Source organism: Pseudomonas sp. MS646, assembly GCF_036693845.1.
GTDB classification, from domain to species: domain Bacteria; phylum Pseudomonadota; class Gammaproteobacteria; order Pseudomonadales; family Pseudomonadaceae; genus Aquipseudomonas; species Aquipseudomonas chlororaphis_E.
Genome location: NZ_CP144763.1, coordinates 2,806,688 through 2,829,936, shown reverse-complemented (window position 1 = coordinate 2,829,936; position 23,249 = coordinate 2,806,688). Strand labels below are relative to the sequence as shown.

Here is a 23,249-nt window from a genome sequence, read left to right as displayed (position 1 = left end):
ACAGAGCGGACCCCATGAAACGCCTGCCACTCGACGACAGCTTCAAGGTCAATCGCAACCCCGTTACCCTGCGCGAAATCGTGCTGGATAAATTGCGAAGCGCCATCATGAACTTCCAGCTTTTGCCGGGAGATCGCCTGGTCGAGCGTGACCTGTGCGATCGCCTGGGCGTGAGCCGCACGTCGGTGCGCGAAGCCCTGCGCCACCTCGAATCCGAAGGCCTGGTGGAATTCGCCGACGCCAAGGGCCCGCGGGTCGCGATCATCACCCTGGCCGACGCCGTCGACATCTATGAGCTGCGCTGCGTGCTGGAAGGCCTGATCGTCCAGTTGTTCACCCTGCGGGCCAAGGCCAAGGACATCAAGGCCCTTGAGCGCGCCCTCGAGGAAAACCGCCAGGCCCTCAAGGAGGGCGAGCTGCAACAGGTGATCGATTCGGTGCAGGGCTTCTACGACGTGCTGCTCGAAGGCTCCGGCAACCATGTGGCGGCCACCCAGCTACGGCAGTTGCAGGCACGCATCAGCTACCTGCGGGCGACGTCCGTGTCCCAGCAAAACCGCCGCGGCGCGAGCAACCAGGAAATGGAACGCATGGTCGAGGCGATCAAGAGCGGCGATCCGCTGGCCGCCCACCAGGCCTCGGTGGACCACGTGCGTGCGGCGGCCAAGGTGGCGCTGGAGTACCTCAAGCGCAAGCAGGAAGAAACCGGCGACATCCCCGAGATCACCGCGCCCATCGCCCTGAAAGAACCTCGCATAGGCCACTGACATGTTCAGCCCGAGCTTTTGTCCAAAGTGTGGCGGCAGTGACCTGAATCACCGCCTGCCAGCGGGCGATACCCATGAACGGCTGATGTGCGACGGCTGTGGCTACATCCACTACGTCAATCCGAAGATCATCGCCGGCTGCATCATCGAGCAGGACGGCAAGTACCTGTTGTGCCAGCGCGCCATTCCACCACGTCCCGGCACCTGGACCCTGCCGGCCGGGTTCATGGAAGGCAACGAGACCACCGAACAGGCGGCGCTGCGCGAAGTCTGGGAAGAAACCGGCGTGCGCGCCGACATCGTCTCGCCCTACTCGATCTTCAGCGTGCCGAAGATCAGTGAGGTCTACATCATCTTCCGCGCCGTCGCGTTGGAGATCACCGGCCAGTTCGGCCCCGAAACCCTCGCCTGCCAATTCTTCGCCCCGCAGGACATCCCTTGGGACAGCATCTATTACCCGGCCATCCGGCAGATCCTCGAACGCTACATCGAGGAACGCCAGGCCGGCGTCTATGGCATCTACATCGGCAACGACGACAGCGGCAAGATCCACTTCATTCGTTGATCACCCTTGTGGAGCCCAGCCTGTGAAATCCTCTGTGGGAGCGAGCTTGCTCGCGATGGCGGTGAGTCAGTAGATGATTTTTTTCTGACCCACCGCCATCGCGAGCAAGCTCGCTCCCACAGTGAATGATCTGGCATCCACGTCTACACAGGCGCCACGCCCTCGACAATGATCACTTCGGCCTGCGCCACGTCCTTGCGGTGGCGCTTGGCCTCCTGATACTGCGGCGAGTGATAGCACGCCACCGCCTGTTCGTACGAGTCGAACTCGATCACCACGCTGCGCTGCGGCGTCGCCCTGCCTTCCATTGCCTCGCTGCGCCCGCCCCGGGCCAGCATGCGCGCGCCGTACAGCGCGAACGCCGCGGGCGCCCGCTGGGTGTATTGGCTGTATTGATCGGGGTCGGTGACATCCACATGAGCAATCCAGTACGCCTTCATAGTGACCTCTCGGTTTATTTTGTATTATGGTATACCACAAGTTGTTTTCATCAAGCACTCCATAAAGCACAAGAGAGCCCGACATGGCCTTTAACAGCATTCAGGAAATCATCGAAGACTACCGCCTGGGCAAGATGGTGTTGCTGGTGGATGACGAAGACCGCGAAAACGAAGGCGACCTGCTGCTCGCCGCCGACTGCTGCAACGCCCAGGCCATCAGCTTCATGGCCCGGGAAGCCCGTGGGCTGATCTGCCTGACCCTGACCGACGAGCATTGCCAGCGCCTGGGCCTCGAACAGATGGTGCCGAGCAACGGCAGTGTGTTCAGCACCGCGTTCACGGTGTCCATCGAAGCCGCCACGGGCGTGACCACCGGTATTTCCGCCGCTGACCGGGCTCGCACCGTCGCGGCCGCCGTGGCGGCTGATGCCGGCCCTGCCGATATCGTGCAACCGGGGCATATCTTTCCGCTGCGCGCCAAGGAAGGTGGCGTGCTGACCCGCGCCGGGCACACCGAAGCCGGTTGCGACCTGGCGCGCCTGGCGGGTTTCACGCCCGCTTCGGTGATCGTCGAAGTGATGAACGATGACGGCACCATGGCCCGCCGTCCGGACCTGGAAATCTTCGCCCGCAAACACGGCATCAAGATCGGCACCATCGCCGACCTGATCCACTACCGCCTGAGCACCGAGCACACCGTGGTGCGCATCGGTGAGCGTGAGTTGCCGACAGTGCATGGCACCTTCCGCCTGTTCACCTTTGAGGATCGCATCGAGGGTGGCGTGCACATGGCGATGGTCATGGGCGACATTCGTCGAGACGAACCGACCCTGGTGCGGGTGCACGTGATCGACCCGCTGCGGGACCTGGTGGGCGCCGAATACAACGGCCCGTCCAACTGGACGCTGTGGGCCGCCCTGCAACGGGTCGCCGAGGAAGGTAGTGGCGTGGTGGTCGTGCTGGCCAACCACGAATCGTCCCAGGCGCTGCTCGAACGCGTTCCACAGCTCACCCAGCCTCCCAGGCAGTTCAGCCGATCCCAATCGCGCATCTATTCTGAAGTAGGCACCGGCGCGCAGATTCTCCAGGACCTGGGCGTCGGCAAGTTGCGACACCTGGGACCACCGCTCAAGTATGCGGGGTTGACGGGGTATGACCTGGAGGTGGTGGAGAGCATTCCGTTTACCGGATGAGCCGAAGCTAACGCGGATCACTGTGGGAGCGGGCTTGCTCGCGAAGGCGGCCTTCGAGGGACAGCCATTTGCAGGTCTACCGCCTTCGCGAGCAAGCCCGCTCCCACACGGGGATCACCGCCGGGGCTGAGTATTCATTCACAGGAAGATAGAAAAAATCTGTCCTCAGGCAGATAACCGGTAAGGCAAAGTGCTTGCAGAAAGTTTGGAATACCATAATATGATATTCCATAGACCGAACGCTCCAGCCAAGCGCACCCGGCAGGGAACGCGCATTCAACCCGCCCTTGGCACGGTCAGCCGCAAAACCCGATGGACCTAAGCTCCCGATAAGCGGGCACACACAAGCCCGCTCAATAAACACAACAATGAGGGCGTGAAAATGGTGTTGAAGAAAAGTGCAGTCGCCGTTCTTTTTGCGAGCCTGCTGAGCGTCGCCAGCCAGGCGTCGATGGCCGCTGAAAGCGTCAACTTCGTCAGTTGGGGCGGCAGTACCCAGGACGCGCAGAAGCAGGCCTGGGCCGACCCGTTCAGCAAGGCCAGCGGCATCACCGTGGTCCAGGACGGCCCCACCGACTACGGCAAGCTCAAAGCCATGGTCGAAAGCGGCAACGTGCAATGGGACGTGGTCGATGTGGAAGCGGACTTCGCCTTGCGTGCAGCGTCTGAAGGCTTGCTCGAACCCCTGGACTTCTCGGTCATCCAACGGGACAAGATCGACCCGCGCTTCGTTTCCGATCACGGTGTCGGTTCGTTCTACTTCTCTTTCGTCCTCGGCTACAACGAAGGCAAGCTCGGTTCCGGCAAGCCGCAGGACTGGTCCGCACTGTTCGACACCAAGACCTACCCCGGCAAGCGCGCCCTGTACAAATGGCCGAGCCCTGGCGTGCTGGAGCTGGCCCTGCTGGCCGACGGCGTACCGCAAGACAAGCTCTACCCTCTGGACCTGGATCGCGCCTTCAAGAAACTCGACACCATCAAGAAAGACATCGTCTGGTGGGGCGGCGGCGCGCAGTCCCAGCAACTGCTCGCGTCCGGCGAAGCCAGCCTGGGCCAGTTCTGGAATGGCCGCGTCTATGCCCTGCAGCAGGACGGCGCTCCCGTTGGCGTGAGCTGGAAGCAGAACCTGGTCATGGCCGACATCCTGGTGATTCCGAAGGGGTCGAAAAACAAGGCCGCCGCCATGAAGTTTTTGGCCAACGCCAGCAGCGCCAAAGGTCAGGCCGATTTCTCCAACCTGACCGCCTACGCGCCGGTCAACGTCGACAGCGTCGCACGCCTGGACTCGGTGCTCGCTCCCAACCTGCCGACCGCCTACGCCAAGGATCAGATCACGCTTGATTTCGCGTACTGGGCCAAGAACGGTCAGGACATCGCGACACGGTGGAACGAATGGCTGGTCAAATAAAAATGTCGGCAACGGCAACCCAACACTCCGGGGGCGCTGCGGGCGCCGCCGGCGTGCCAATCACCCGGGCCGCCGCTGCACAGGCCCCGTCGCTGGCCCAGCGCTGGCGCGGGGTCGGCAACCTCGCCCCGGCCCTGCTGTTTCTTGGTCTGTTCTTCCTGGCGCCGCTGATCGGCCTGCTGCTGCGCGGCGTGCTGGAGCCGGTGCCCGGGCTCGGCAACTATGAACAACTGTTCGCCAACTCGGCCTATGCCCGGGTGTTGTTCAACACCTTTTCGGTGGCCGGGCTGGTGACGCTGTTCAGCCTGCTGCTGGGGTTCCCCCTGGCCTGGGCCATCACCCTGGTGCCCCGTGGCTGGGGCCGCTGGATGCTCAACATCGTGCTGTTGTCGATGTGGACCAGCCTGCTGGCCCGCACCTACTCCTGGCTGGTGCTGTTGCAGGCCTCCGGGGTGATCAACAAGGCGTTGATGGCGCTGGGCATCATCGATCAGCCGCTGGAGATGGTGCATAACCTCACCGGCGTGGTGATCGGCATGAGCTACATCATGATTCCGTTCATCGTCCTGCCCTTGCAAGCGACCATGCAGGCCATCGACCCGATGATCCTGCAGGCGGGCTCCATCTGCGGCGCCAGCCCGTGGACCAACTTCTTCCGGGTGTTCCTGCCGCTGTGCCGGCCGGGGCTGTTCTCCGGTGGGTTGATGGTGTTCGTGATGTCCCTGGGGTACTACGTGACGCCGGCCCTGCTGGGCGGCGCGCAGAACATGATGCTGCCCGAGTTCATCATTCAGCAGGTGCAATCGTTCCTCAACTGGGGCCTGGCGAGCGCCGGTGCCGCGTTGCTGATCGTCATCACCCTGGTGCTGTTCTACTTCTACCTGAAGCTCCAGCCGGAATCCCCGGTCGGCGCCAGTCACGCGAGGTAAACCGTCATGCTCCTGACTCCCAATGCCATGAGCCGGCGCATGCGCTTCGGTCTGTACGCCACCACCGGCCTGATCGGACTGTTCCTGCTGTTGCCGATCGTGTTCATCGTGTTGCTGTCGTTCGGCTCCTCCCAGTGGCTGGTGTTCCCGCCACCGGGCTGGACATTCAAATGGTACGGCCAGTTCTTCTCCAACCCGGACTGGATGAACGCCGCGCTGACCAGCCTCAAGGTCGCCCTGCTGACCACGGTCTGCGCGGTGGCGCTGGGCTTGCCGACGGCTTTTGCCCTGGTGCGCGGACGATTCCCCGGACGGGAAATGCTCTATGGCCTGTTCACCCTGCCGATGATCGTGCCGCTGGTGATCATCGCCGTGGCGGTGTATGCGCTGTTTCTCAAGCTCGGCTACACCGGGACGATGTTCGCGTTCGTGGTCAGCCACGTCATCGTCGCGCTGCCGTTCACCATCATTTCGATCATCAACTCGCTCAAGCTGTTCGACCAGTCCATCGAGGACGCGGCGGTGATCTGCGGTGCCTCGCGCCTGCAAGCGGTGTTCAAGGTGACATTTCCGGCGATTCGCCCGGGCATGGTCGCCGGTGCGCTGTTCGCGTTCCTGGTGTCGTGGGACGAAGTGGTGCTGAGCGTGATGATGGCCAGCCCCACCCTGCAAACCTTGCCCGTCAAGATGTGGACCACCCTGCGCCAGGACCTGACGCCTGTGATCGCCGTCGCTTCGACGCTGCTGATCGGCCTCTCGGTATTGGTGATGGTGATCGCCGCCGCCCTGCGCCGGCGCAATGAAATCAGCGCCTGAGCGCCTAGGAGAACACGATGAGTGCTGTCAAAGACCCTGCACAACAGAACAACAAGACCCTGGTCAGTCTGCGCAACCTGAACAAACACTACGGCGACTTCGCCGCCGTGGACGATATCTCACTGGAGATCCAGGACGGTGAGTTCCTGACCTTCCTCGGCTCCAGCGGCTCGGGCAAGAGCACCACGCTGTCGATGCTGGCCGGGTTTGAAACCCCCAGCAGCGGCGAGATCCTGGTGGACGGCAAATCCCTGGTCAACGTGCCGCCGCACAAGCGCGACATCGGCATGGTGTTCCAACGTTACTCGCTGTTCCCGCACCTGTCGGTACGGGACAACATCGCGTTCCCGCTGGCGATCCGCAAACTCGCCCCGGCCGAACGCGACCGCCGGGTCGACGCGATGCTCAAGCTGGTGCAATTGGAACAATTTGCTCATCGCCGCCCTTCGCAACTCTCCGGCGGCCAGCAACAGCGCGTGGCGATTGCCCGGGCGCTGGTCTACGAGCCTCGCATCCTGTTGATGGACGAACCCCTCGGCGCCCTGGACAAAAAACTGCGCGAAGACCTGCAGGATGAACTGCGTCAGTTGCACCGCCGCCTGGGCATCACCATCGTCTACGTGACGCACGACCAGGAAGAAGCCATGCGCCTGTCCCAACGCATCGCCATTTTCAGCCACGGCAAGATCGTCGGCCTGGGCAGCGGCTACGACCTCTACCAGAATCCGCCGAATGCTTTCGTCGCGTCGTTCCTCGGCAACTCGAACTTCCTCAAGCTCAAGGCCCAGGGCAACGCCGTGGCGAGCTTCGAAGGCCAGTCGCTGTCGATTCGCCTGACTGCCGGCCTGCAAACCGAGCAGGATGTGCTGCTGATGGTCCGCCCGGAAAAAGCCCTGGCGCTGAGCACCGAGCAGGCCGCGCAACAACCGCTTGCGGCAGGCTGGAATGAGGTGTCGGCCAAGGTCGTGGAAGTGCTGTTTCTCGGCGAAAGCCAGACCTGCAGCGTGGTGACGTCCGGCGGCACCGCCATGACCGTCAAGGCGCTGTCCGCCGCGGGCATGCCGCTCAAGGCCGGCGACCCGGTGCGCGTGCGCTGGGCCACCGCCGACGCCTGCGTCTACACCCAATGGGCCGAAAGTGACCTGAACAAGGCCGCCGGGGCGCACTGATCCCCTACTGGCCCACTTCGGTGGGCCGTCTCAAAGATGTCACCCTCAAGGTCGCCGCAACGTCGGGTTGCGGCGGCCTTTTTTGTTTGGTGAGGGGGCAAGAGCTGAGGTTGCTCGCGAAAGCGGTGGGCCCATTTGCATTGATACTGAATGTGCCGACGCCTTCGCGGGCAAGCCCGCTCCCACAGGTTCTAGGGTGTATCTGAGACTTGTGGACACCCACCCGCTCCTACCGTTTTGCAGCCACCCAAACAAGAATGCCCGGCAAAAAGCCGGGCATTCGATCAAACAGTGCTTGAATCAGTCGGTGTAACCCAGTCGCGCCGCCGCACGCCGCTGGGCCTGGCCGCGGGTCGCCAGGCAGTAATACAGCGGGCAGGTCACCAGCAGGCCCACCAGCCACGACAGGTCGGCACCGTCCACCAGGTTGGCGTAGGGCCCGACATACAGCGACGTGTTGGCAAACGGCAACTGCACGATGATCCCGATGAAGTAAGCCACGATCGCATGCAGGTTGAAGCGCCCGTAAATCCCGCCGTCGGCCCGGAAGATCGAGGCGATGTCGTAGTGGCCGCGCTTGATCACATAGAAGTCGATCAGGTTGATCGACGCCCATGGCACCAGCACCAGCAGCAAGGCCAGGATCAAGCCGATGAACTGCGAAATGAAGTCCGCCGAAGCCCCCAGCGCCACCACGCAGCAGCCTGCCAGCACGACGCCGGACAACACCACTCGCACTTTGACGCTCGGCGTCCACTGGCTGGCGAAGGTCTGGATCGAGGTGATGATCGACAATACCGCGCCATACAGATTCAAGGCGTTGTGACTGATGATGTTGAGCAGAAACAGCACCATCAGAATCGGCCCCAGCCAACCGGTGGACTGTTTGACCGCCGCCATCGCTTCAGTGCCCTCGGGGGTTGCCAGTACGGCCACCGCGCCGAAGGCAAACGACAGGATGGTGCCCAGCGTCGCCCCCAGGTAGGTGGCCAGGAACGGCCGGGCGATGCCGATATCCGCCGGCAGGTAGCGTGAGTAGTCCGAGACATAGGGCGAGAAGCTGATCTGCCAGATGATCCCCAGCGACACCGTGGCCAGCCAGCCGGACAGGTTGAAGCCGCCGCGGCTGAAAAAGTCCGCTGGCAGGTCGTGGACGAAGATGTAGAAGAAACCGGCGAACAACGCACCGCCCATCACCCAGGTACCGATGCGGTTCAGGGTATGGATGAAGCGATAGCCGATCACACCGATGGCCGTGGCACCGAGGGCACCCATCAGGATGCTGGCCGGGACCGGCACCGACGGCACGATGCCAACGATGGATTTGCCCGCCAGGACGATGTTGGAAATGAAGAACCCGACGTAGATCAGCGCCGCGAAGAACACAATCAACAGCGCGCCATAGCGACCGAACTGGCCGCGACTCTGGACCATCTGTGGGATCCCCATGCGCGGTCCCTGGGCTGACGCGAGGGCAATCACCGAGCCGCCGAGCAGGTGTCCCAGCGCAATCGCCAGCAACCCCCAGAACAGATCGAGATGGAACACCTGGACCACCATGGCGCCGGTGACGATGGGCAGCGGCGCAATGTTGGTGCTGAACCACAGGGTGAACAAGTCGCGGGCCTTTCCGTGGCGCTCTGCGAGAGGAACGTAGTCGACCGTATGGTTCTCGATCAACGGGTCTTGCCGGGACATCTGGGACATAGGCATGAACTCGAGTTTGTCTGTTCTTATCGTTGTATGAAGCCAAACCGGAGGCACTCTGGGCGCCTCTCAGATGAACACCATATTATGGTATTCCAACACTTTCACAAGACTGATCCGCTCTTTCGGCGCCCAACTGATCCGCTATCCCGCCTGGCCGCCCTAAGTGAAACCCCCGTAATCATTGACTCAAAACGCTACGAATAACGTTCATCGATTCACCGAAAAAGACCTTGCAATGAATGTATTACGGTATACCATCAGACCTACAAACCTATAAAAACCGCTTCACACGAGGACCGCGCAATGATCGACGCCGCCATCTATAAACAAGTCCTGGGTTCGTTTCCCTCCGGTGTGACGGTGATCACCACGCTGGACGAGGATGGCCAGGTCGTCGGCCTGACCGCCAGTGCCTTCAGCTCACTGTCCATGGACCCGGCCCTGGTGCTGTTCTGCCCGAACTACAGCTCCGACTCCTACCCGGTCCTGATCAAGAACAAACGCTTCGCCATCCATGTATTGTCGGGCGGTCAACAAAGCGAGGCCTATGCTTTTGCCCGCAAGGGCAAGGACAAGGCCCAAGGTATCGAGTGGACATTGAGCGCCCTGGGCAACCCAATCCTGGCGAACGCCACGGCGGTGATCGAGTGCGAACTGTGGCGCGAATACGAAGGGGGTGACCACGCGATCATGGTGGGTGCCGTGAAAAACCTGATCGTGCCTGAGCAGCGCACCAGCCCCCTGGTTTACTGCAACGGCAAGATGGGTGCCCTGCCCGTTCCGGCTTGACGGGCTGGTAGAAATATTTTGTAGATATTCCGTATTATGGTATACCAATAATCAATCAGCCAGGCCGCCGTCGACCCCTACCCCGCGCGGCCTTGCGAGAACACCCGGGAGCCCCGCGCTCGTCCCAGGCAACAGGCCCGCAAACGACAGGCCGCCAACAAAAAGATCCGAGGTAAGCGTCATGAAATTCTCGCTGTTCATACACATGGAACGTTGGGACGAAAGCGTCAGCCACCGCCAGTTGTTCGAAGACCTGACCGAACTGACCCTGCTGGCCGAAGCCGGCGGCTTCAGTACCGTGTGGATCGGCGAACACCACGCCATGGAATACACCATCTCGCCCAGCCCGATGCCGCTGCTGGCTTACCTCGCCGGCAAGACCACCACCATTCACCTGGGCGCCGGCACCATCATCGCACCGTTCTGGCACCCATTGCGGGTAGCCGGTGAATGCGCATTGCTGGACGTGATCAGCAATGGCCGGATGGAAGTCGGCCTGGCGCGGGGCGCCTACCAGGTCGAGTTCGACCGCATGGCCGGCGGCATGCCGGCTTCGTCCGGTGGCCAGGCCCTGCGGGAAATGGTTCCGGTGGTCCGCGCCCTGTGGCAAGGCGACTATGCCCATGACGGCGAGATCTGGAAATTCCCGACCTCCACCAGCGTGCCCAAGCCGATCCGCAAGCCGCACCCACCGATGTGGATCGCCGCCCGCGACCCGGACTCTCACAACTTCGCGGTCGCCAATGGCTGCAACGTCATGGTCACGCCGCTGATGAAGGGCGACGAAGAAGTCCTGGACCTGAAGAACAAGTTCCAGGCGGCCCTGGACAACAACCCCGACGTTCCGCGCCCGCAACTGATGGTGCTGCGTCACACCCACGTTCACGCGGCGGACAACCCCGAGGGCTGGAAAGTCGGCGCCCAGGCGATCGCCAAGTTCTACCGCACCTTCGACGCCTGGTTCGGCAACAAGCAAACCCCGGTCAATGGCTTCCTGGCGCCCAGCCCCGAGGAAAAGTTCGCCGGTCGCCCGGAGTTCGAACTGGAGAGCCTGCACAAGACCGCCATGATCGGCACACCGGAAGAAATCATTCCGCGCATCAAGTACTACCAGGAACTGGGGGTCGATGAGTTCAGCTTCTGGTGCGACAACAGCTTGCCTCACGCTGAGAAGAAAAAATCTTTGGAGCTGTTCATCAAGCACGTAGTGCCAGCGTTTCGCTGAGTCGCGGTGAGTCGCCAGCGTTGGCGAGCAAGCTCCCACACGGGATTTGGGGTATACGCAGCCTTTGCATGCACCACCTGACCCTGTGGGAGCGGGCTTGCCCGCGAAGACGGCGGCACATTCAATATCTTCATAGCAGACATACCGCTTTCGCGAGCAAGCCCGCTCCCACACGGGATTTGGGGTATACGCAGCCATTGCATAAAACCAGCAAGACCTGTGGGAGCGGGCTTGCCCGCGAAGACGGCGGCACATCCAACATCTGCATGACAGACACTCCGCTTTCGCGGGCAAACCCACTCCCACACGTGTCCCCGTTGGGCACGTGGGAGCAAGCCCGCTGGCGAAGCACACGCCGCGGCGAACAGATGATGTCAAATGTGACAATCTTCCCCACTCCACTGCCGTCGCCGGTCGCGCCGCTGTTCAGCGCCGGAAAACCCCAATAACGTCTGCCACAACGGATCAACTCTGATTAAGGATGATGCGCGTGGGGGTTTATCGTCTGCTGCTGGCCTTGCTCGTGGCCATTTCGCACATGGGCGTGACGTTCATGGGGTTCAACCCTGGCGTCGTTGCCGTCGTGTCTTTCCTGATCATCAGCGGCTTCGTGATGACTTCGCTGATCGAGCGCAATTACGGCACAGCCAGGCACGTCGGCCTGTTCTACCTGGATCGACTGCTGAGGTTGTACCCGCAGTTCCTGCTGTACTTCGTCCTGTCCTGCCTGGTGATCCACTTCCTTTTGCCCGGAACGCCCCAGGCAGAGGCCCTGACCCTGGAAAACATCGCCACCAGCCTGCCGATCCTGCCGCTGGGTTTCTACATGTTCGGCATCACCGTGCCCGAGATCCTGCCGCCAGCCTGGTCCCTCGGGCTGGAAATGTGCTTCTACCTGCTGATCCCCTTCCTGATCCTCTACAAGAGCCGGGGGATTGCCTTCGCGGTATCGGTCACGGTCTTCCTGGTAGCGGCGCTGGGCTACATCAACACCGACCTCTATGGCTATCGCCTGCTGCCTGGGGTGCTGTTCATTTTCCTGTGCGGCTGCTATTTGTACCGCGCTCGGGCAAAGGGGCTGTGGATCGCGGCCATCACCACGATCATCGCCACCTTGCTGTTCGCGGCCATTGTCCTGGGCGTCATTGCCCGGCGCCCGTTCAACGCCGAAGTCACCCTCGGCATTGCCGTGGGCCTGCCCGCCGTGTTCCTGCTGAGCCGCTTGAGGTACCACCGGTTGGATGAACTGTTGGGAAACATCAGCTATGGGGTGTTTCTCAATCACTTTGTGGTGATGTATGTACTGCGCGCGTTCTGGCCGGTGGCATACAGCGAGCTGATTGTCACGGCGGTGCTGGTGCTGTCGTTCGCCTTGAGCGGCGTGTCGTATTACTGGGTCGAGCGGCCGGCACTGAGGCTGCGCCATGCCTTGCGGACCGGCGTGCGGCGTGAAACCGTGCCAGCGCCGACTGGCAGCTCGGTGACGTAGCCACTACAACGGTTATCACCGCGGCGAGGGAGCCGGCGCCCTGGCCACGGAGGGGGCTTTAACCGAAGATCAGAACGTCACGCTGGCGCTCAAGCGTGCGGTGCGCGGCTCACCGACATTCACTTGCAACTGGTTGCCCGTGGAAGACGGGTAGTACTGCTTGTCGAACAGGTTGTCGACGTTCAGTTGCAGCGAGGTTTTGTAACCCAGCACCGGCGCCTCCCAACGCACGAAGGCATCGGCCACGGTGTAGCTGCTCAGCCAGAAGTCGTTGGCATTGTTGGCCGCACGCTCACCCACGTAGCGAGCACCGCCACCGGCGTGCCAGGCACCGAACTCGGCGGGAACGTTCAGGTGATGGGTCAGGTAGAGGCTGGCGGTGTGTTTCGGTGCGTCGGCCAGGCGATGGCCTTCGTCGTCCGGGTCGTCGAGGATTTCCGTGTGGGTATAGGCGTAGGTGCCGATCAGGTCCCAGCGCTCGGACAGGCGTCCGGTGATGTCCAGCTCCAGGCCTTGGGAACCGACTTTACCGGCGGCTTCCGCCAGGGTCACCCCATTGACCGTGGAAGACGTCACGACGTTCTTCTTGACGATGTCGAACAGCGCCAGGTTGATGTTCAAGCCGGGCAACGGATCGTACTTGGCCCCCACTTCGTAGCTGCGGCCCTCCTCCGGATCGAAGGTGTTGCCGGCGTCGTCCACGGTGTCATTCGGCTTGAACGAGCGGCTGTAGTTACCGTACAGCGACAACGCGTCGGTGGCTTTGTAGACCAGGCCCAGGAACGGTACGAAGGCATCGCCGTTGTCGTCGCGGTTCACTTTGTAGGTACTGCCGCGCCCTTGGTCACCGTACTGGTCGTAGTGCTGGTAGCGTCCCCCCAGGACCAGAATCCAGCGGTCATCGAGGTGCCAGTTGTCCTTCAAGTACACGGAACTGGAGGTCAGCTCGTTGCTCAGATCGCTCTGGGCGGCGCTGACCAGGCTAGGCTCCGGCAAGTTGCCATAGACCGGAGCGGTGATGTCAAAACCGGCGCGGACCGCATTGCGATAGGTCTTGCCGCGAAACTGGTTGGAGACCTGGTTATCGACACCGACCAGCAAGTCATGCGCCTGACCGAACAGTTCCTGATTGCCGATGAAATCCCAGCTCGCGTAACGGGTTTCATCGTCGTAGTGGGCACCGTTTGCTGCCCGGCGCAACGTATTGCCCGTCAGTGAGTTGGGCTGCGCAATCGAAAGACTGTATCGATCATTGTTCCAACCGTAGGTCACGCGCGTCTTCCACGCCTCGCTCAGCTCATACTCGAAACGGGCCGTCGCCGTCTCGCGAATCCCCACGCTCTTGGCCCAGCGCTCGTCAAGACGCTTGTCATAATCGATATCGGCCGGATGCCCGTTGGTGAACATCGTCCCACGGTCAAACGGGTTGGAATATTCGTTGTACTCATAGCTCAGGTTCAACGAAGCCCGTTCACCGGTCCAGGCCAGGGACGGCGCGACCAGCGTGCTTTCATTCACACCGTAGTTGCGCCAGTAATCTTCATGACCACGCTCGGCAATCAGCCGATACGCCAACCCGGTATCGCCCACGGGCCCGGTGGTGTCCAGGCCCATGGTGCCGCCGCCTTCGCTGTAGGCAGAGCCGCTCAGGGTGGTGCTCTGGGTGTACTCGGGTTGCTTGCTGATGACATTGATCAGCCCACCAGGCTCCAACGCACCGTACAGCATCGAGGCCGGGCCCTTGAGCACTTCGACCCGTTCGGTGGTGGCGCTGAAGTTGTGCCCCAGGTTCGAACGCACGCCGTCGCGCAGGATCGAGCCGTCGTCGTTGGTGCCGAAACCGCGCTTGACCAGCGAGTCCCGCGAGCCGCCCAGGGTATTGCCCTGGCTGACGCCGCTGACAAACTTCATCGCATCGCCCAGCGAACGCACCTGGTAATCGTCCAGCGTCTGCTGAGTCACCACGTTGATCGACTGCGCTTCTTCCTTGATCGGTACGTCGCTCTTGCTGGCCGTGCTGGCTTGCGACGCCGTGTAGCCTTCGTCCTGGAGGATACGACTGCCCTGGATGGCCGTGGCCGGCAGTTCGAGCGCGTCCTGCGCCCACAGTGGGGTGGCGATGAAGCAGCAGGATACGGCGGGTAGTACACAATGGATGAAGACGTTGCGTTTCGCGGAAGGGGTGGAACGATTCAAAGCGCTGCACTCACGGGAGGAATGTTAATGAGAGCGACTATACTTTGAGAATCATTCCCAGTAAATACAAATAGGAGTCAGTTTGCGTGGGAAAGCCCGGGCTTGAAACCCTGGAACACGGGTGAGTGAACGTCTTCGCGAGCAGGCTCGCTCCCACAGTGGTTTGACGGACGGGCTTGCCGTGATATCAAAACGCCTTAATCCGCTAAAGCTTTGGCCCTTGCGGTCGAATGTATTCCATTGAGAGATTTTTTTGCCCAGGAGCAGCGGCATGCAGACGTTAAAGGCCTTGTACGAGTCTATCGAGATGCAGTTTTTCGATACGCTCACGAAAAAATTGTCGAGCCTTTTCCTGCTGGTGATGGTCAGTGCGCTGCTGTACTGGGTGGCCTTGAGCGCCCGTGCCGACATCCTGCTGCAATTGCGCAATGCTCAACTGGACCCGGCGTTGCTGGGGCAGATTGAAGGCCGGCTCGACAGCCTCAGCCATGCCCTGCTCTTCGGCGCCGTCCTGACCCTGGGCATGATCAGTTTCATGGTCTGGTACTTTCGTCACCTGATCGTGCGCCCCGTCACCGCCATGACCAAGGCCCTGGAGGAAATCGCCAACGGTGAAGGCGACCTCTCCAAGGACCTGCCCCTGGTGACCCACGACGAGATCCGCGTGCTGGCCGGCACCTGCAACCGTTTCCTGGCCAAGCAGCGGGAGATCATCAGCAACGTCCAGGCGCTGACCGTGCACATTGCCGTGGAATCGGCGCGCTCGTTGAAGAACATCAGCGACTCCAGCGACAGCGCCACTCACCAGGCCCGGTTCGCCAAGGAAGTGATGGACCAGAGCAACACCGCCGTGGGCCGCATCGAAGAGGTGTCGCGCCAGACCCAGGGCATTTCCAGCACCACCGCGCAGAACCTGAGCATGGCCCGTGACTCCTACGCCGAGCTGCTGGAAGTGACCGGCAACATCAGTGAGATCTCGGCCAGCCTCGGCGAGTTCGCCACGTTGGTGAGCGCGTTGAACCAACGCTCTTCGAGCATCAAGTCCATCGTCGGGTTGATCCAGCAGATCTCGGCCCAGACCAACCTGCTGGCCCTCAACGCCGCCATCGAAGCCGCCCGGGCCGGCGAAAGTGGTCGGGGCTTTGCGGTGGTGGCCGATGAAGTGCGCACCTTGGCACAGAATGTCAGCCGGGCCACCGACGACATCTCGCGCAACATCGACGCGATGCTGGAGGAAGTCAGCTCCACCCACGAGCAGACCACCCAGATCAGCCACAGCGCCCGGGAAACCCAGAAGGTGGTGGAACGGGCCTCCGGCCACTTCGAAAGCATGATCGGCGACTTCGAATCCACCAATGGCAAGCTGGCTGACATTGCCGAGCATATCCAGCAGTTCGCCGACAGCAACACCGGCATCAACGACCGGGTGACCCAGATCCATGCCGACAGCCAGTCGATCGACCAGCGCATGCAGCAGTCGGCGACGGCCACCCGCGACCTGTCCGGCGTTGCCGAAAAGGTCCAGGCGCTGCTGGGCCGGTTCGTGCTGGGCCACGGCAAGCTGGACGCCGCCATCACCCGCGCCAGCGAATGCCGCGATACGCTCCAGGTACGCCTGGAGGCGCTGCATCGCGAGGGCCTGAACCTGTTCGACCAGAGTTACCAATTGGTCCCCGGCACCGATCCCAAGCAATACATGACCTGCTACACCGAGCGCTTCGCCCAGGTCTGCCAGGAGGAATGCGACAAGCTCACCCGTAGCACGCCGGGGGGCAAGGTGTCCTTCATCGTCGACACCAAGGGGTATTGCCCCGTGAACAACAGCTGGGTCTCCAAGCCCCCCACCGGTGACCGCGCCGTGGACCTGCCGGTGTGCCGCAACAAGCGCATCTTCAACGACCCGATCGGCCTGCGCGCGGCCGGTAACGTCCAGCGCTTCCTGCTCCAGACCTACCTGCGCGATACCGGTGAAATCATGACCGAGATCGACGTCCCCTTCTTCTTCGGCGGCCGCCATTGGGGCAACCTGCGGGTAGGGTTCGATGCAGCGGTGTTGTTGGCGGAGTGAGAGTGATCGCCCTGCGACAGGAGTAAGGCCGCAGCCACTTCATCGCTGAGCGGCCGTCTTCGCGGGCAAGCCCGCTCCCACACAAGAGATCTGTGGCGCACCCACCTCTTGAGTCCACCAAAAAACACTGTGGGAGCGGGCTTGCCCGCGAAGGCGGTGGCTCAGTCAACCTCTCATCGACTGACCCACTGCATTCGCGAGCAAGCCCGCTCCCACACAGGGAATCTGTGACGGACACACATCTTGTGCCCCACCAAATAACTCTGTGGGAACGGGCTTGCCCGCGAAAGCGGTGGGTCAGCCAACCTCTTCATCGACTGACCCACTGCATTCGCGAGCAAGCCCGCTCCCACAGGGGGTACCTCAGGGCTGCCGGGTCAGCAGCACTTGGGCCCGGCCTTGCCGCCGTAACGGGCTTCCTGGCGTTCGCGGAAGAACGTCTCGTAGTCCATCAGCGGCTTGTCCGGATGCTGGGTCTGCATGTGCTCGACGTAGTTGTCGTAGTCGGGCATGCCGACCATCAGGCGGGCGGCCTGACCGAGGTATTTACCCAGGCGACTCAAGTCATTGAACATCGTTGCAATCCTCGCTTCAGGCGTCCGGCAGCGCTTGGAAAGGCGCTTCCTTGTCCGTGCGCTCCTTCGTGCCCCAGGCGGCGATGCCGACCTTGAGCGCGTAGAACAGGATACTGAAGACCACGAACAGGAACAGTGCCGTCAACGTCGCGTTGGTGTAGGCATTGAACACCACGTGCTGCATCTGCTCGATGCTCTTGGCCGGGGCCAGGACTTGCCCGGCGGCCAGCGCCTCGTTGTATTTGCGCGCCAGGGCCAGGAAGCCGATCGCCGGGTTGGCGTCGAACAGCTTGATCAGGCCCGCGGTGGTGGTGCAGATCAGCAGCCAGGTCGCCGGCAGCAGCGTGACCCAGACGTAGCGCTGGCGCTTCATCTTGATCAGCACCACGGTGGCGAGCATCAGCGCGATACCGGCCAGCATCTGGTTGGAGATGCCGAACAGCGGCCACAAGGTGTTGATGCCGCCCAGCGGATCGATCACGCCCTGGTACAGCAGGTAACCCCACAGCGCCACGCAACCGGCGGTGGCGATCAGGTTGGCGGTCCAGGATTCGGTGCGCTTGAGGGCCGGCACGAACGAGCCCAGCAGGTCCTGCAGCATGAAGCGCCCGGCACGGGTGCCGGCGTCCACCGCGGTGAGGATGAACAGCGCTTCGAACAGAATCGCGAAGTGGTACCAGAACGCCATGGTGTTCTCACCCGGCAGCACCGAGTGCAGGATCTGCGCGATGCCCACCGCCAGGGTCGGCGCGCCGCCGGCACGGGCCAGGATGGTGGTCTCGCCGATGTCCTTGGCCACGGCCTGCAGGGCGTCCGGCGTGATGGCAAAGCCCCAGCTGCTGACGGTCTGCGCCACGGCCACCACGTCGCCGCCGACGATGGCCGCCGGGCTGTTCATGGCGAAGTACACGCCCGGCTCGATCACCGACGCGGCGACCATCGCCATGATCGCCACGAAGGACTCCATGAGCATGCCGCCGTAGCCGATGTAGCGGGCGTTGGTTTCGTTATCCAGCAGCTTGGGCGTGGTGCCCGAGGAAATCAGCGCGTGGAAACCCGAAACCGCGCCACAGGCGATGGTGATGAACAGGAACGGGAACAGACCGCCCTTCCACACCGGGCCCAGGCCATTGGTGAACTGGGTCAGCGCCGGCATTTTCAGCTCGGGCATGGTGACCAGGATGCCGATCGCCAGGGCGACGATGGTGCCGATCTTGAGGAAGGTCGACAGGTAGTCCCGCGGTGCCAGGATCAGCCACACCGGCAGCACGGCGGCGACAAAGCCGTAGCCGATCAGCATCCAGGTGATCTGGATCCCGGTGAAGGTGAAGGCCTTGGCCCAGACCGGGTCGGCGGCGATCTGCCCACCCAGCCAGATCGACCCCAGCAGCAACAGCACGCCGATCAGCGAGATTTCGCCGATGCGGCCCGGGCGGATGTAGCGCATGTAAAGGCCCATGAACATCGCGATCGGGATGGTCGCCATCACCGTGAAGATCCCCCACGGGCTCTCGGCCAGGGCCTTGACCACGATCAGCGCCAGCACCGCGAGGATGATGATCATGATCAGGAAGCAGCCGAACAGCGCGATGGTGCCGGGAATGCGGCCCATTTCCTCGCGGACCATGTCCCCCAGGGAGCGCCCGTTGCGGCGGGTGGACAGGAACAGGACCATGAAGTCCTGCACGGCCCCGGCCAGCACCACGCCGGCGATCAGCCAGAGCGTGCCGGGCAGGTAGCCCATCTGCGCGGCCAGCACCGGCCCGACCAGCGGCCCCGCGCCGGCAATGGCGGCGAAGTGGTGACCGAAGAGGATGTGCTTGTTGGTCGGGACGAAGTCCAGGCCATCGTTGTTGAGCACGGCAGGCGTGGCCCGGCGCGCATCGAGTTGCATCACGTTGTTGGCGATGAAGAGACTGTAGTAGCGGTAGGCGACCAGGTAGATGGCCACGGCTGCGACGACGATCCAGAGGGCGTTGATGGCTTCGCCGCGGCGCAAGGCCACGACACTCAACGCACAGGCTCCCAGAACAGCCACGGCAAACCAGGCGAGGTGTTTAACCAGACGGGTTGTCATTGCGTGTCTCCTGCCGAGGTCCAGTGGACTGCGGCGATTGTTTTTATAATGTGCCCCGCTATTCGGAGCCGGCCCAATATCCCCGTAGGCCGTCAATAAATAAATCCGTAGTACTACGTAGACCGCCCCTGTGGGAGCGAGCTTGCTCGCGAAGGCGGTGTGTCAGTTAAAGCAGATGTCACTGATCCACCGCATTCGCGAGCAAGCCCGCTCCCACAATGTCGCTGAGTGCCTACGGATTCGATGTCCAGCGCAGGTTACCTCTCCTATTCGGGGGAAGGTTTGGCATATGATGCCGAGCATCCACCTCCCCTCGTCAGGCCCTGACAGGAGTCCAGATGCTGCTCAAACACAAAATCGTCGCCCTCGGAATCCTGCCGCTGGTCCTGGCGATCGCTGTTATCTGCGCCCTGGTGATCTCGCTCAACCGCCAGTTGGGCGACCAACAGGCACAGCTCATCGAAGACAGCATCCTGGCCAGCAAGCGCGCCGAGCTGAAAAACTACGTGGAAATGGCACAAAGCCTGATCGCCCCGTTGTACAACGACGGCCAGGGCGACGAACGTGCACAGCAGCAAGTGCTGGAAGAACTGCGCAAGCTGAGCTTCGGCATCAACGGTTATTTCTTCGTGTACGACCGCCAGGGCCGCAGCCTCATGCACGCGCGCCAGTCGGAGTTGGTGGGGCGAGACCTGTGGGACATGAAGGACCCTCATGGCCTGCCGGTGATCCAGGCGCTGCTCAAGAGCGCCCAGTCCGGCGAGGGCTTCCAGCGTTATGCCTGGAACAAGCCCTCCTCCGGCCAGGTCACTGAAAAACTGGCCTACGTGGTGATGCTGGACCGCTGGGGATGGATGCTCGGCACCGGGATCTACCTCGAAGACGTCGAGCGCGCCACCCAGCAGGCTCGCGCCGAAGTCGCCCAAGGCATCCACACCACCATGCAGGCCATCGCCGCCATCGCCCTGGTGGCCGTGTTGCTGGTGTTCGCCGGTGGCATGACCCTCAACGTCAGCGAGCACCGCCTGGCCGACAAGAAACTGCAGCGCCTGAACCAGCGCATCGTCAGCCTGCAGGAAGAGGAACGCTCGCGAGTGTCCCGTGAGTTGCACGACGGCATCAGCCAACTGCTGGTGTCGATCAAGTTCCAGTTCGAACTGGCCAGCCATGTGCTGGAAAACGGCCAGGAAAACGGCCTGGGCATTCTCAAGAATGCGACAGACCGCTTGGGCGAAGCCATCGGCGAGATCCGCAGCATCTCCCATGACCTACGCTCTTCCCTGCTCGATACCCTGGGCCTGCCCGCCGCCATCGGCCAACTCGCCTCCGAGTTCCAGCAGCGCAGCGGGCTGGAGGTGTCCTACCGCACCAATGAGTTCGATTGCCGGCTGGAAAACGGCGCACCGGTCTCGCTGTTCCGCATTGCCCAGGAAGCGCTCACCAACATCGAGCGTCACGCCGGGGCGAAAAGCGTCGGCATCAGCCTGTTCGGCTCCGCCGAGTCCTTGCGCCTGACGGTGGTGGATGATGGCATGGGCTTCAACGTGCCACAGGTCGAGCGGGGGCACGCCGGCATCGGCCTGCGCAATATCCGCGAACGGGTCGAACACTTCGGTGGACGCCTGGAAGTCACCTCCGAACCGGGGCGCAGCGAGCTGGACATCCTTTTGCCCATGAACATGGCGGCCACGTAAAGCTGATGACCCCTGATCCCAAGCCCCCCTTGTCGATGAACCTGCCGCCTGCGATCCGCGTCGCGCTGGTCGATGATCACTCACTGGTGCGCGATGGCATCCGGGCGCTGCTGTCCGTCATGCCACGACTGAACGTGGTCGGCGAAGCCGAGAACGGCGCACAGGCGATCGAAATGGTGGGCCGCTGCACACCGGACCTGCTGCTGATGGACATCAGCCTCAAGGACATGAACGGCCTTGAGCTGACCCGGCTGCTGGGCAAGCAATACCCGAGCCTGAAGATCCTCATCCTCAGCATGTACGACAACCATGAATACGTGAGCGAGTCAGTGCGCTGCGGTGCCAGCGGCTACGTGCTCAAGAACGCGCCCTCGCGGGAGATCGTCGCGGCGATCGAGGCGATCATCGGCGGCGGCACCTTCTACAGCGCCGAAATCGCCCAACGCCTGGCCACCGACCCGAACACCGATAACGAACTGACCCCACGGGAAAGCCAGGTGCTGCGCAAGATGGTCGAGGGCTTGAACAACAAGGAAATGGCCCGCGAGCTGGACATCAGCGTGCGTACCGTCGAGACCCATCGCCTGAGCATCCGCCGCAAGCTCAACATCGATAAACCCGCGGCATTGGTGAAATACGCGATCGACCACGGGATCGTTTCACGCTGACAAAAGGCCGCCACACAGAGACAACCCACAGACACTTTTACTACACTGGCCCGTCTTGTCCCCTTCCCTTGCGAGACGTCCCATCCCCATGAAAACCATAACAAGCACGATGACGTTCTGCGGCCTGCTGGCCTTGTGTGGCAATGCCCTGGCCGAGCCTGGCGCCTCTCACCTGGACGAGGTCCTGCAACGCGGCGAGCTCAAGGTGTGCACCACTGGCGACTACAAGCCCTACACCTACAAGGCTGAAAGCGGCGACTACGAAGGGATCGACATCGACATGGCGCGTTCGCTGGCCGCGAGCCTGGGCGTCAAGGTGCAATGGGTCCAGACCACCTGGAAAACCCTGATGCCGGACATGCTGGCGGGCAAGTGCGACATCGGCATGGGCGGGATCTCGGTGACCCTGGAACGCCAGAAGAAAGCCTACTTCAGTAACACCCTGGACGTGGATGGCAAGATCCCGCTGGTGCGCTGCGAAGACCAGTCGCGCTACCAGACTCTCGAACAGATCAACCAACCTTCGGTACGCCTGGTGGAGCCGGCCGGTGGCACCAACGAAGCCTTCGTCCGCGCCTTCGTACCCAAGGGCCAGCTCGCCTTCCACGACAACGTGACCATCTTCCAGGAACTGCTGGACAAGCGCGCCGACGTGATGATCACCGATGCCTCGGAAGCGCTCTACCAGCAGAAACTCAAGCCTGGCCTGTGTGCCGTCAACCCGACCCACTACCTGCAATATGGCGAGAAGGCCTACCTGCTGCCGCGCGATGACAGCACCTGGAAGATGTACGTCGACCAGTGGCTGCACCTGAGCAAGGCGAACGGCAGCTATCAGAAAGTGATTGGCCAGTGGCTGGCGGTTCCCGCCGCTCAGTGACGGCGACGCCGCATTGAAAACCTGTGGACCTAGCTCGCGAAGACGCCAGCCTGCCCGGCAAAGTTGCAGACGGGTCCACCGCCTTCGCGAGCAAGCCCGCTCCCACGGGGTCTGGCCCCCTTTGCCATGGAGGGTTGTGGGGCGGCCTACGGCTTGATGTTCTTCAATTCATTGAGCAGCCCCAGCAGTTGCTGCATCTTTTGCTCGCCGAACTGCGCTTCGATCCGGCGGTAGTTGCCCTCCATGCCTTCGCTCATCGACTCGAAGCACTGCTCGCCGCGTTCGGTGAGAGCCACGAACACCCGACGCTGATCCTGGCTGGATTTCTGCCGGCGCACCAGACCATCGCGCTCCAGGCGGCTGAGCACACCGGTCATGCTCGGCTTGAGGATGCAGGCCTGCTGGGCAAGCTGGTGGCTTTCCAGTTCGCCTTGCTGGTGCAGGATGCGGATCACCCGCCATTGCTGCTCGGTGAGGTCATGCTGGTTCAACGCGGGACGGAAAAAAGCCATGGCGGCTTCACGAGCTTGCAACAGGGTCAGCGTCAGGGAGGGTCTGGGGTTGGCCATGTTCGAACTGCTTGGGTGGGCG

20 protein-coding genes are annotated in these 23,249 nt (G+C 62.2%); 14 read left to right on the top strand and 6 right to left on the bottom strand.

The features are described from left to right. Nucleotides 1-14: 14 nt before the first annotated feature. Nucleotides 15-767, top strand: coding sequence for a GntR family transcriptional regulator (locus tag V3H56_RS12500; RefSeq protein ID WP_042728212.1), 753 nt, complete (start codon nucleotides 15-17; stop codon nucleotides 765-767). A 1-nt stretch (nucleotide 768) separates the two neighbouring features. Then, complete coding sequence (locus tag V3H56_RS12495; RefSeq protein ID WP_042728211.1) at nucleotides 769-1,332, top strand: NUDIX hydrolase; 564 nt, start codon at nucleotides 769-771, stop codon at nucleotides 1,330-1,332. A gap of 143 nt (nucleotides 1,333-1,475) precedes the next feature. On the opposite strand, the gene V3H56_RS12490 is transcribed toward V3H56_RS12495, so the two are convergent. Then, a complete protein-coding gene (locus V3H56_RS12490) occupies nucleotides 1,476-1,772 on the bottom strand; it encodes a DUF1330 domain-containing protein (RefSeq protein WP_042728210.1) in 297 nt (98 codons plus the stop codon). An 83-nt stretch (nucleotides 1,773-1,855) separates the two neighbouring features. On the opposite strand from V3H56_RS12490, the gene ribBA reads away from it, so the two are divergent. The 5 genes from ribBA to V3H56_RS12465 all read left to right on the top strand — a co-directional run bounded on the left by ribBA (nucleotide 1,856) and on the right by V3H56_RS12465 (nucleotide 7,287). Next, nucleotides 1,856-2,965 (top strand): bifunctional 3,4-dihydroxy-2-butanone-4-phosphate synthase/GTP cyclohydrolase II, encoded by a 1,110-nt coding sequence (gene ribBA / locus V3H56_RS12485; RefSeq protein WP_042728209.1) that lies wholly within the window; start codon nucleotides 1,856-1,858, stop codon nucleotides 2,963-2,965. A 382-nt stretch (nucleotides 2,966-3,347) separates the two neighbouring features. Further along, the gene (locus V3H56_RS12480) at nucleotides 3,348-4,373 is read left to right on the top strand and encodes an ABC transporter substrate-binding protein (RefSeq protein ID WP_042728208.1); all 1,026 of its coding nucleotides are present in this window, start codon (nucleotides 3,348-3,350) and stop codon (nucleotides 4,371-4,373) included. Beyond that, nucleotides 4,358-5,302: an ABC transporter permease gene (locus tag V3H56_RS12475; RefSeq protein ID WP_199925066.1), complete on the top strand. Its 945-nt coding sequence runs from the start codon at nucleotides 4,358-4,360 to the stop codon at nucleotides 5,300-5,302. The genes V3H56_RS12480 and V3H56_RS12475 overlap by 16 nt, the downstream gene beginning before the upstream one ends. Nucleotides 5,303-5,308: 6 nt before the next feature. Then, the gene (locus V3H56_RS12470) at nucleotides 5,309-6,118 is read left to right on the top strand and encodes an ABC transporter permease (protein WP_042728207.1); all 810 of its coding nucleotides are present in this window, start codon (nucleotides 5,309-5,311) and stop codon (nucleotides 6,116-6,118) included. Nucleotides 6,119-6,135: 17 nt separating this feature from the next. Then, nucleotides 6,136-7,287, top strand: coding sequence for an ABC transporter ATP-binding protein (locus V3H56_RS12465; protein ID WP_047738112.1), 1,152 nt, complete (start codon nucleotides 6,136-6,138; stop codon nucleotides 7,285-7,287). A gap of 300 nt (nucleotides 7,288-7,587) precedes the next feature. Here the strand turns inward: V3H56_RS12465 and V3H56_RS12460 are convergent, their stop codons facing one another. Then, nucleotides 7,588-8,994, bottom strand: coding sequence for a cytosine permease (locus V3H56_RS12460; protein WP_042728205.1), 1,407 nt, complete (start codon nucleotides 8,992-8,994; stop codon nucleotides 7,588-7,590). Between the two features lie 306 nt (nucleotides 8,995-9,300). On the opposite strand from V3H56_RS12460, the gene V3H56_RS12455 reads away from it, so the two are divergent. The 3 genes from V3H56_RS12455 (at nucleotide 9,301) to V3H56_RS12445 (ending at nucleotide 12,500) form a co-directional block, all read left to right on the top strand. Next, entirely contained in the window at nucleotides 9,301-9,786 is a 486-nt protein-coding gene (locus V3H56_RS12455; RefSeq protein ID WP_042728204.1) for a flavin reductase family protein, read from the top strand. A gap of 181 nt (nucleotides 9,787-9,967) precedes the next feature. Then, nucleotides 9,968-11,011, top strand: coding sequence for an LLM class flavin-dependent oxidoreductase (locus tag V3H56_RS12450; RefSeq protein WP_047738111.1), 1,044 nt, complete (start codon nucleotides 9,968-9,970; stop codon nucleotides 11,009-11,011). A 490-nt stretch (nucleotides 11,012-11,501) separates the two neighbouring features. Further along, nucleotides 11,502-12,500, top strand: coding sequence for an acyltransferase (locus tag V3H56_RS12445; protein WP_123579979.1), 999 nt, complete (start codon nucleotides 11,502-11,504; stop codon nucleotides 12,498-12,500). Between the two features lie 69 nt (nucleotides 12,501-12,569). Here the strand turns inward: V3H56_RS12445 and V3H56_RS12440 are convergent, their stop codons facing one another. Beyond that, nucleotides 12,570-14,696, bottom strand: coding sequence for a TonB-dependent siderophore receptor (locus tag V3H56_RS12440; RefSeq protein ID WP_123579938.1), 2,127 nt, complete (start codon nucleotides 14,694-14,696; stop codon nucleotides 12,570-12,572). 271 nt (nucleotides 14,697-14,967) lie between these two features. Between V3H56_RS12440 and V3H56_RS12435 the strand changes: the two genes are divergently transcribed. Further along, nucleotides 14,968-16,764 (top strand): methyl-accepting chemotaxis protein, encoded by a 1,797-nt coding sequence (locus tag V3H56_RS12435; RefSeq protein ID WP_047738109.1) that lies wholly within the window; start codon nucleotides 14,968-14,970, stop codon nucleotides 16,762-16,764. 377 nt (nucleotides 16,765-17,141) lie between these two features. On the opposite strand, the gene V3H56_RS12430 is transcribed toward V3H56_RS12435, so the two are convergent. After that, entirely contained in the window at nucleotides 17,142-17,339 is a 198-nt protein-coding gene (locus V3H56_RS12430; RefSeq protein WP_042730733.1) for a YbdD/YjiX family protein, read from the bottom strand. Nucleotides 17,340-17,355: 16 nt separating this feature from the next. Beyond that, nucleotides 17,356-19,416 (bottom strand): carbon starvation CstA family protein, encoded by a 2,061-nt coding sequence (locus tag V3H56_RS12425; protein WP_047738108.1) that lies wholly within the window; start codon nucleotides 19,414-19,416, stop codon nucleotides 17,356-17,358. Nucleotides 19,417-19,754: 338 nt separating this feature from the next. Between V3H56_RS12425 and V3H56_RS12420 the strand changes: the two genes are divergently transcribed. The 3 genes from V3H56_RS12420 (at nucleotide 19,755) to V3H56_RS12410 (ending at nucleotide 22,658) form a co-directional block, all read left to right on the top strand. Further along, the gene (locus V3H56_RS12420) at nucleotides 19,755-21,110 is read left to right on the top strand and encodes a cache domain-containing protein (protein ID WP_042731930.1); all 1,356 of its coding nucleotides are present in this window, start codon (nucleotides 19,755-19,757) and stop codon (nucleotides 21,108-21,110) included. A gap of 35 nt (nucleotides 21,111-21,145) precedes the next feature. Next, nucleotides 21,146-21,778, top strand: coding sequence for a response regulator transcription factor (locus tag V3H56_RS12415; protein ID WP_042731937.1), 633 nt, complete (start codon nucleotides 21,146-21,148; stop codon nucleotides 21,776-21,778). A gap of 88 nt (nucleotides 21,779-21,866) precedes the next feature. After that, the gene (locus V3H56_RS12410; protein WP_042731931.1) at nucleotides 21,867-22,658 is read left to right on the top strand and encodes a transporter substrate-binding domain-containing protein; all 792 of its coding nucleotides are present in this window, start codon (nucleotides 21,867-21,869) and stop codon (nucleotides 22,656-22,658) included. Between the two features lie 146 nt (nucleotides 22,659-22,804). Here the strand turns inward: V3H56_RS12410 and hpaR are convergent, their stop codons facing one another. Then, nucleotides 22,805-23,227: a homoprotocatechuate degradation operon regulator HpaR gene (hpaR, locus tag V3H56_RS12405; protein ID WP_042731932.1), complete on the bottom strand. Its 423-nt coding sequence runs from the start codon at nucleotides 23,225-23,227 to the stop codon at nucleotides 22,805-22,807. Between the last annotated feature and the right edge of the window lie 22 nt (nucleotides 23,228-23,249).

Bases quoted from the DNA above. Each gene is read 5' to 3' on its own strand.
- V3H56_RS12500 (WP_042728212.1), top strand. From the start codon at position 15: ATGAAACGCCTGCCACTCGACGACAGCTTCAAGGTCAATCGCAACCCC.
- V3H56_RS12495 (WP_042728211.1), top strand. From the start codon at position 769: ATGTTCAGCCCGAGCTTTTGTCCAAAGTGTGGCGGCAGTGACCTGAAT.
- V3H56_RS12490 (WP_042728210.1), bottom strand. From the start codon at position 1,772: ATGAAGGCGTACTGGATTGCTCATGTGGATGTCACCGACCCCGATCAA.
- ribBA (WP_042728209.1), top strand. From the start codon at position 1,856: ATGGCCTTTAACAGCATTCAGGAAATCATCGAAGACTACCGCCTGGGC.
- V3H56_RS12480 (WP_042728208.1), top strand. From the start codon at position 3,348: ATGGTGTTGAAGAAAAGTGCAGTCGCCGTTCTTTTTGCGAGCCTGCTG.
- V3H56_RS12475 (WP_199925066.1), top strand. From the start codon at position 4,358: ATGGCTGGTCAAATAAAAATGTCGGCAACGGCAACCCAACACTCCGGG.
- V3H56_RS12470 (WP_042728207.1), top strand. From the start codon at position 5,309: ATGCTCCTGACTCCCAATGCCATGAGCCGGCGCATGCGCTTCGGTCTG.
- V3H56_RS12465 (WP_047738112.1), top strand. From the start codon at position 6,136: ATGAGTGCTGTCAAAGACCCTGCACAACAGAACAACAAGACCCTGGTC.
- V3H56_RS12460 (WP_042728205.1), bottom strand. From the start codon at position 8,994: ATGTCCCAGATGTCCCGGCAAGACCCGTTGATCGAGAACCATACGGTC.
- V3H56_RS12455 (WP_042728204.1), top strand. From the start codon at position 9,301: ATGATCGACGCCGCCATCTATAAACAAGTCCTGGGTTCGTTTCCCTCC.
- V3H56_RS12450 (WP_047738111.1), top strand. From the start codon at position 9,968: ATGAAATTCTCGCTGTTCATACACATGGAACGTTGGGACGAAAGCGTC.
- V3H56_RS12435 (WP_047738109.1), top strand. From the start codon at position 14,968: ATGCAGACGTTAAAGGCCTTGTACGAGTCTATCGAGATGCAGTTTTTC.
- V3H56_RS12430 (WP_042730733.1), bottom strand. From the start codon at position 17,339: ATGTTCAATGACTTGAGTCGCCTGGGTAAATACCTCGGTCAGGCCGCC.
- V3H56_RS12425 (WP_047738108.1), bottom strand. From the start codon at position 19,416: ATGACAACCCGTCTGGTTAAACACCTCGCCTGGTTTGCCGTGGCTGTT.
- V3H56_RS12420 (WP_042731930.1), top strand. From the start codon at position 19,755: ATGCTGCTCAAACACAAAATCGTCGCCCTCGGAATCCTGCCGCTGGTC.
- V3H56_RS12415 (WP_042731937.1), top strand. From the start codon at position 21,146: ATGAACCTGCCGCCTGCGATCCGCGTCGCGCTGGTCGATGATCACTCA.
- V3H56_RS12410 (WP_042731931.1), top strand. From the start codon at position 21,867: ATGAAAACCATAACAAGCACGATGACGTTCTGCGGCCTGCTGGCCTTG.
- hpaR (WP_042731932.1), bottom strand. From the start codon at position 23,227: ATGGCCAACCCCAGACCCTCCCTGACGCTGACCCTGTTGCAAGCTCGT.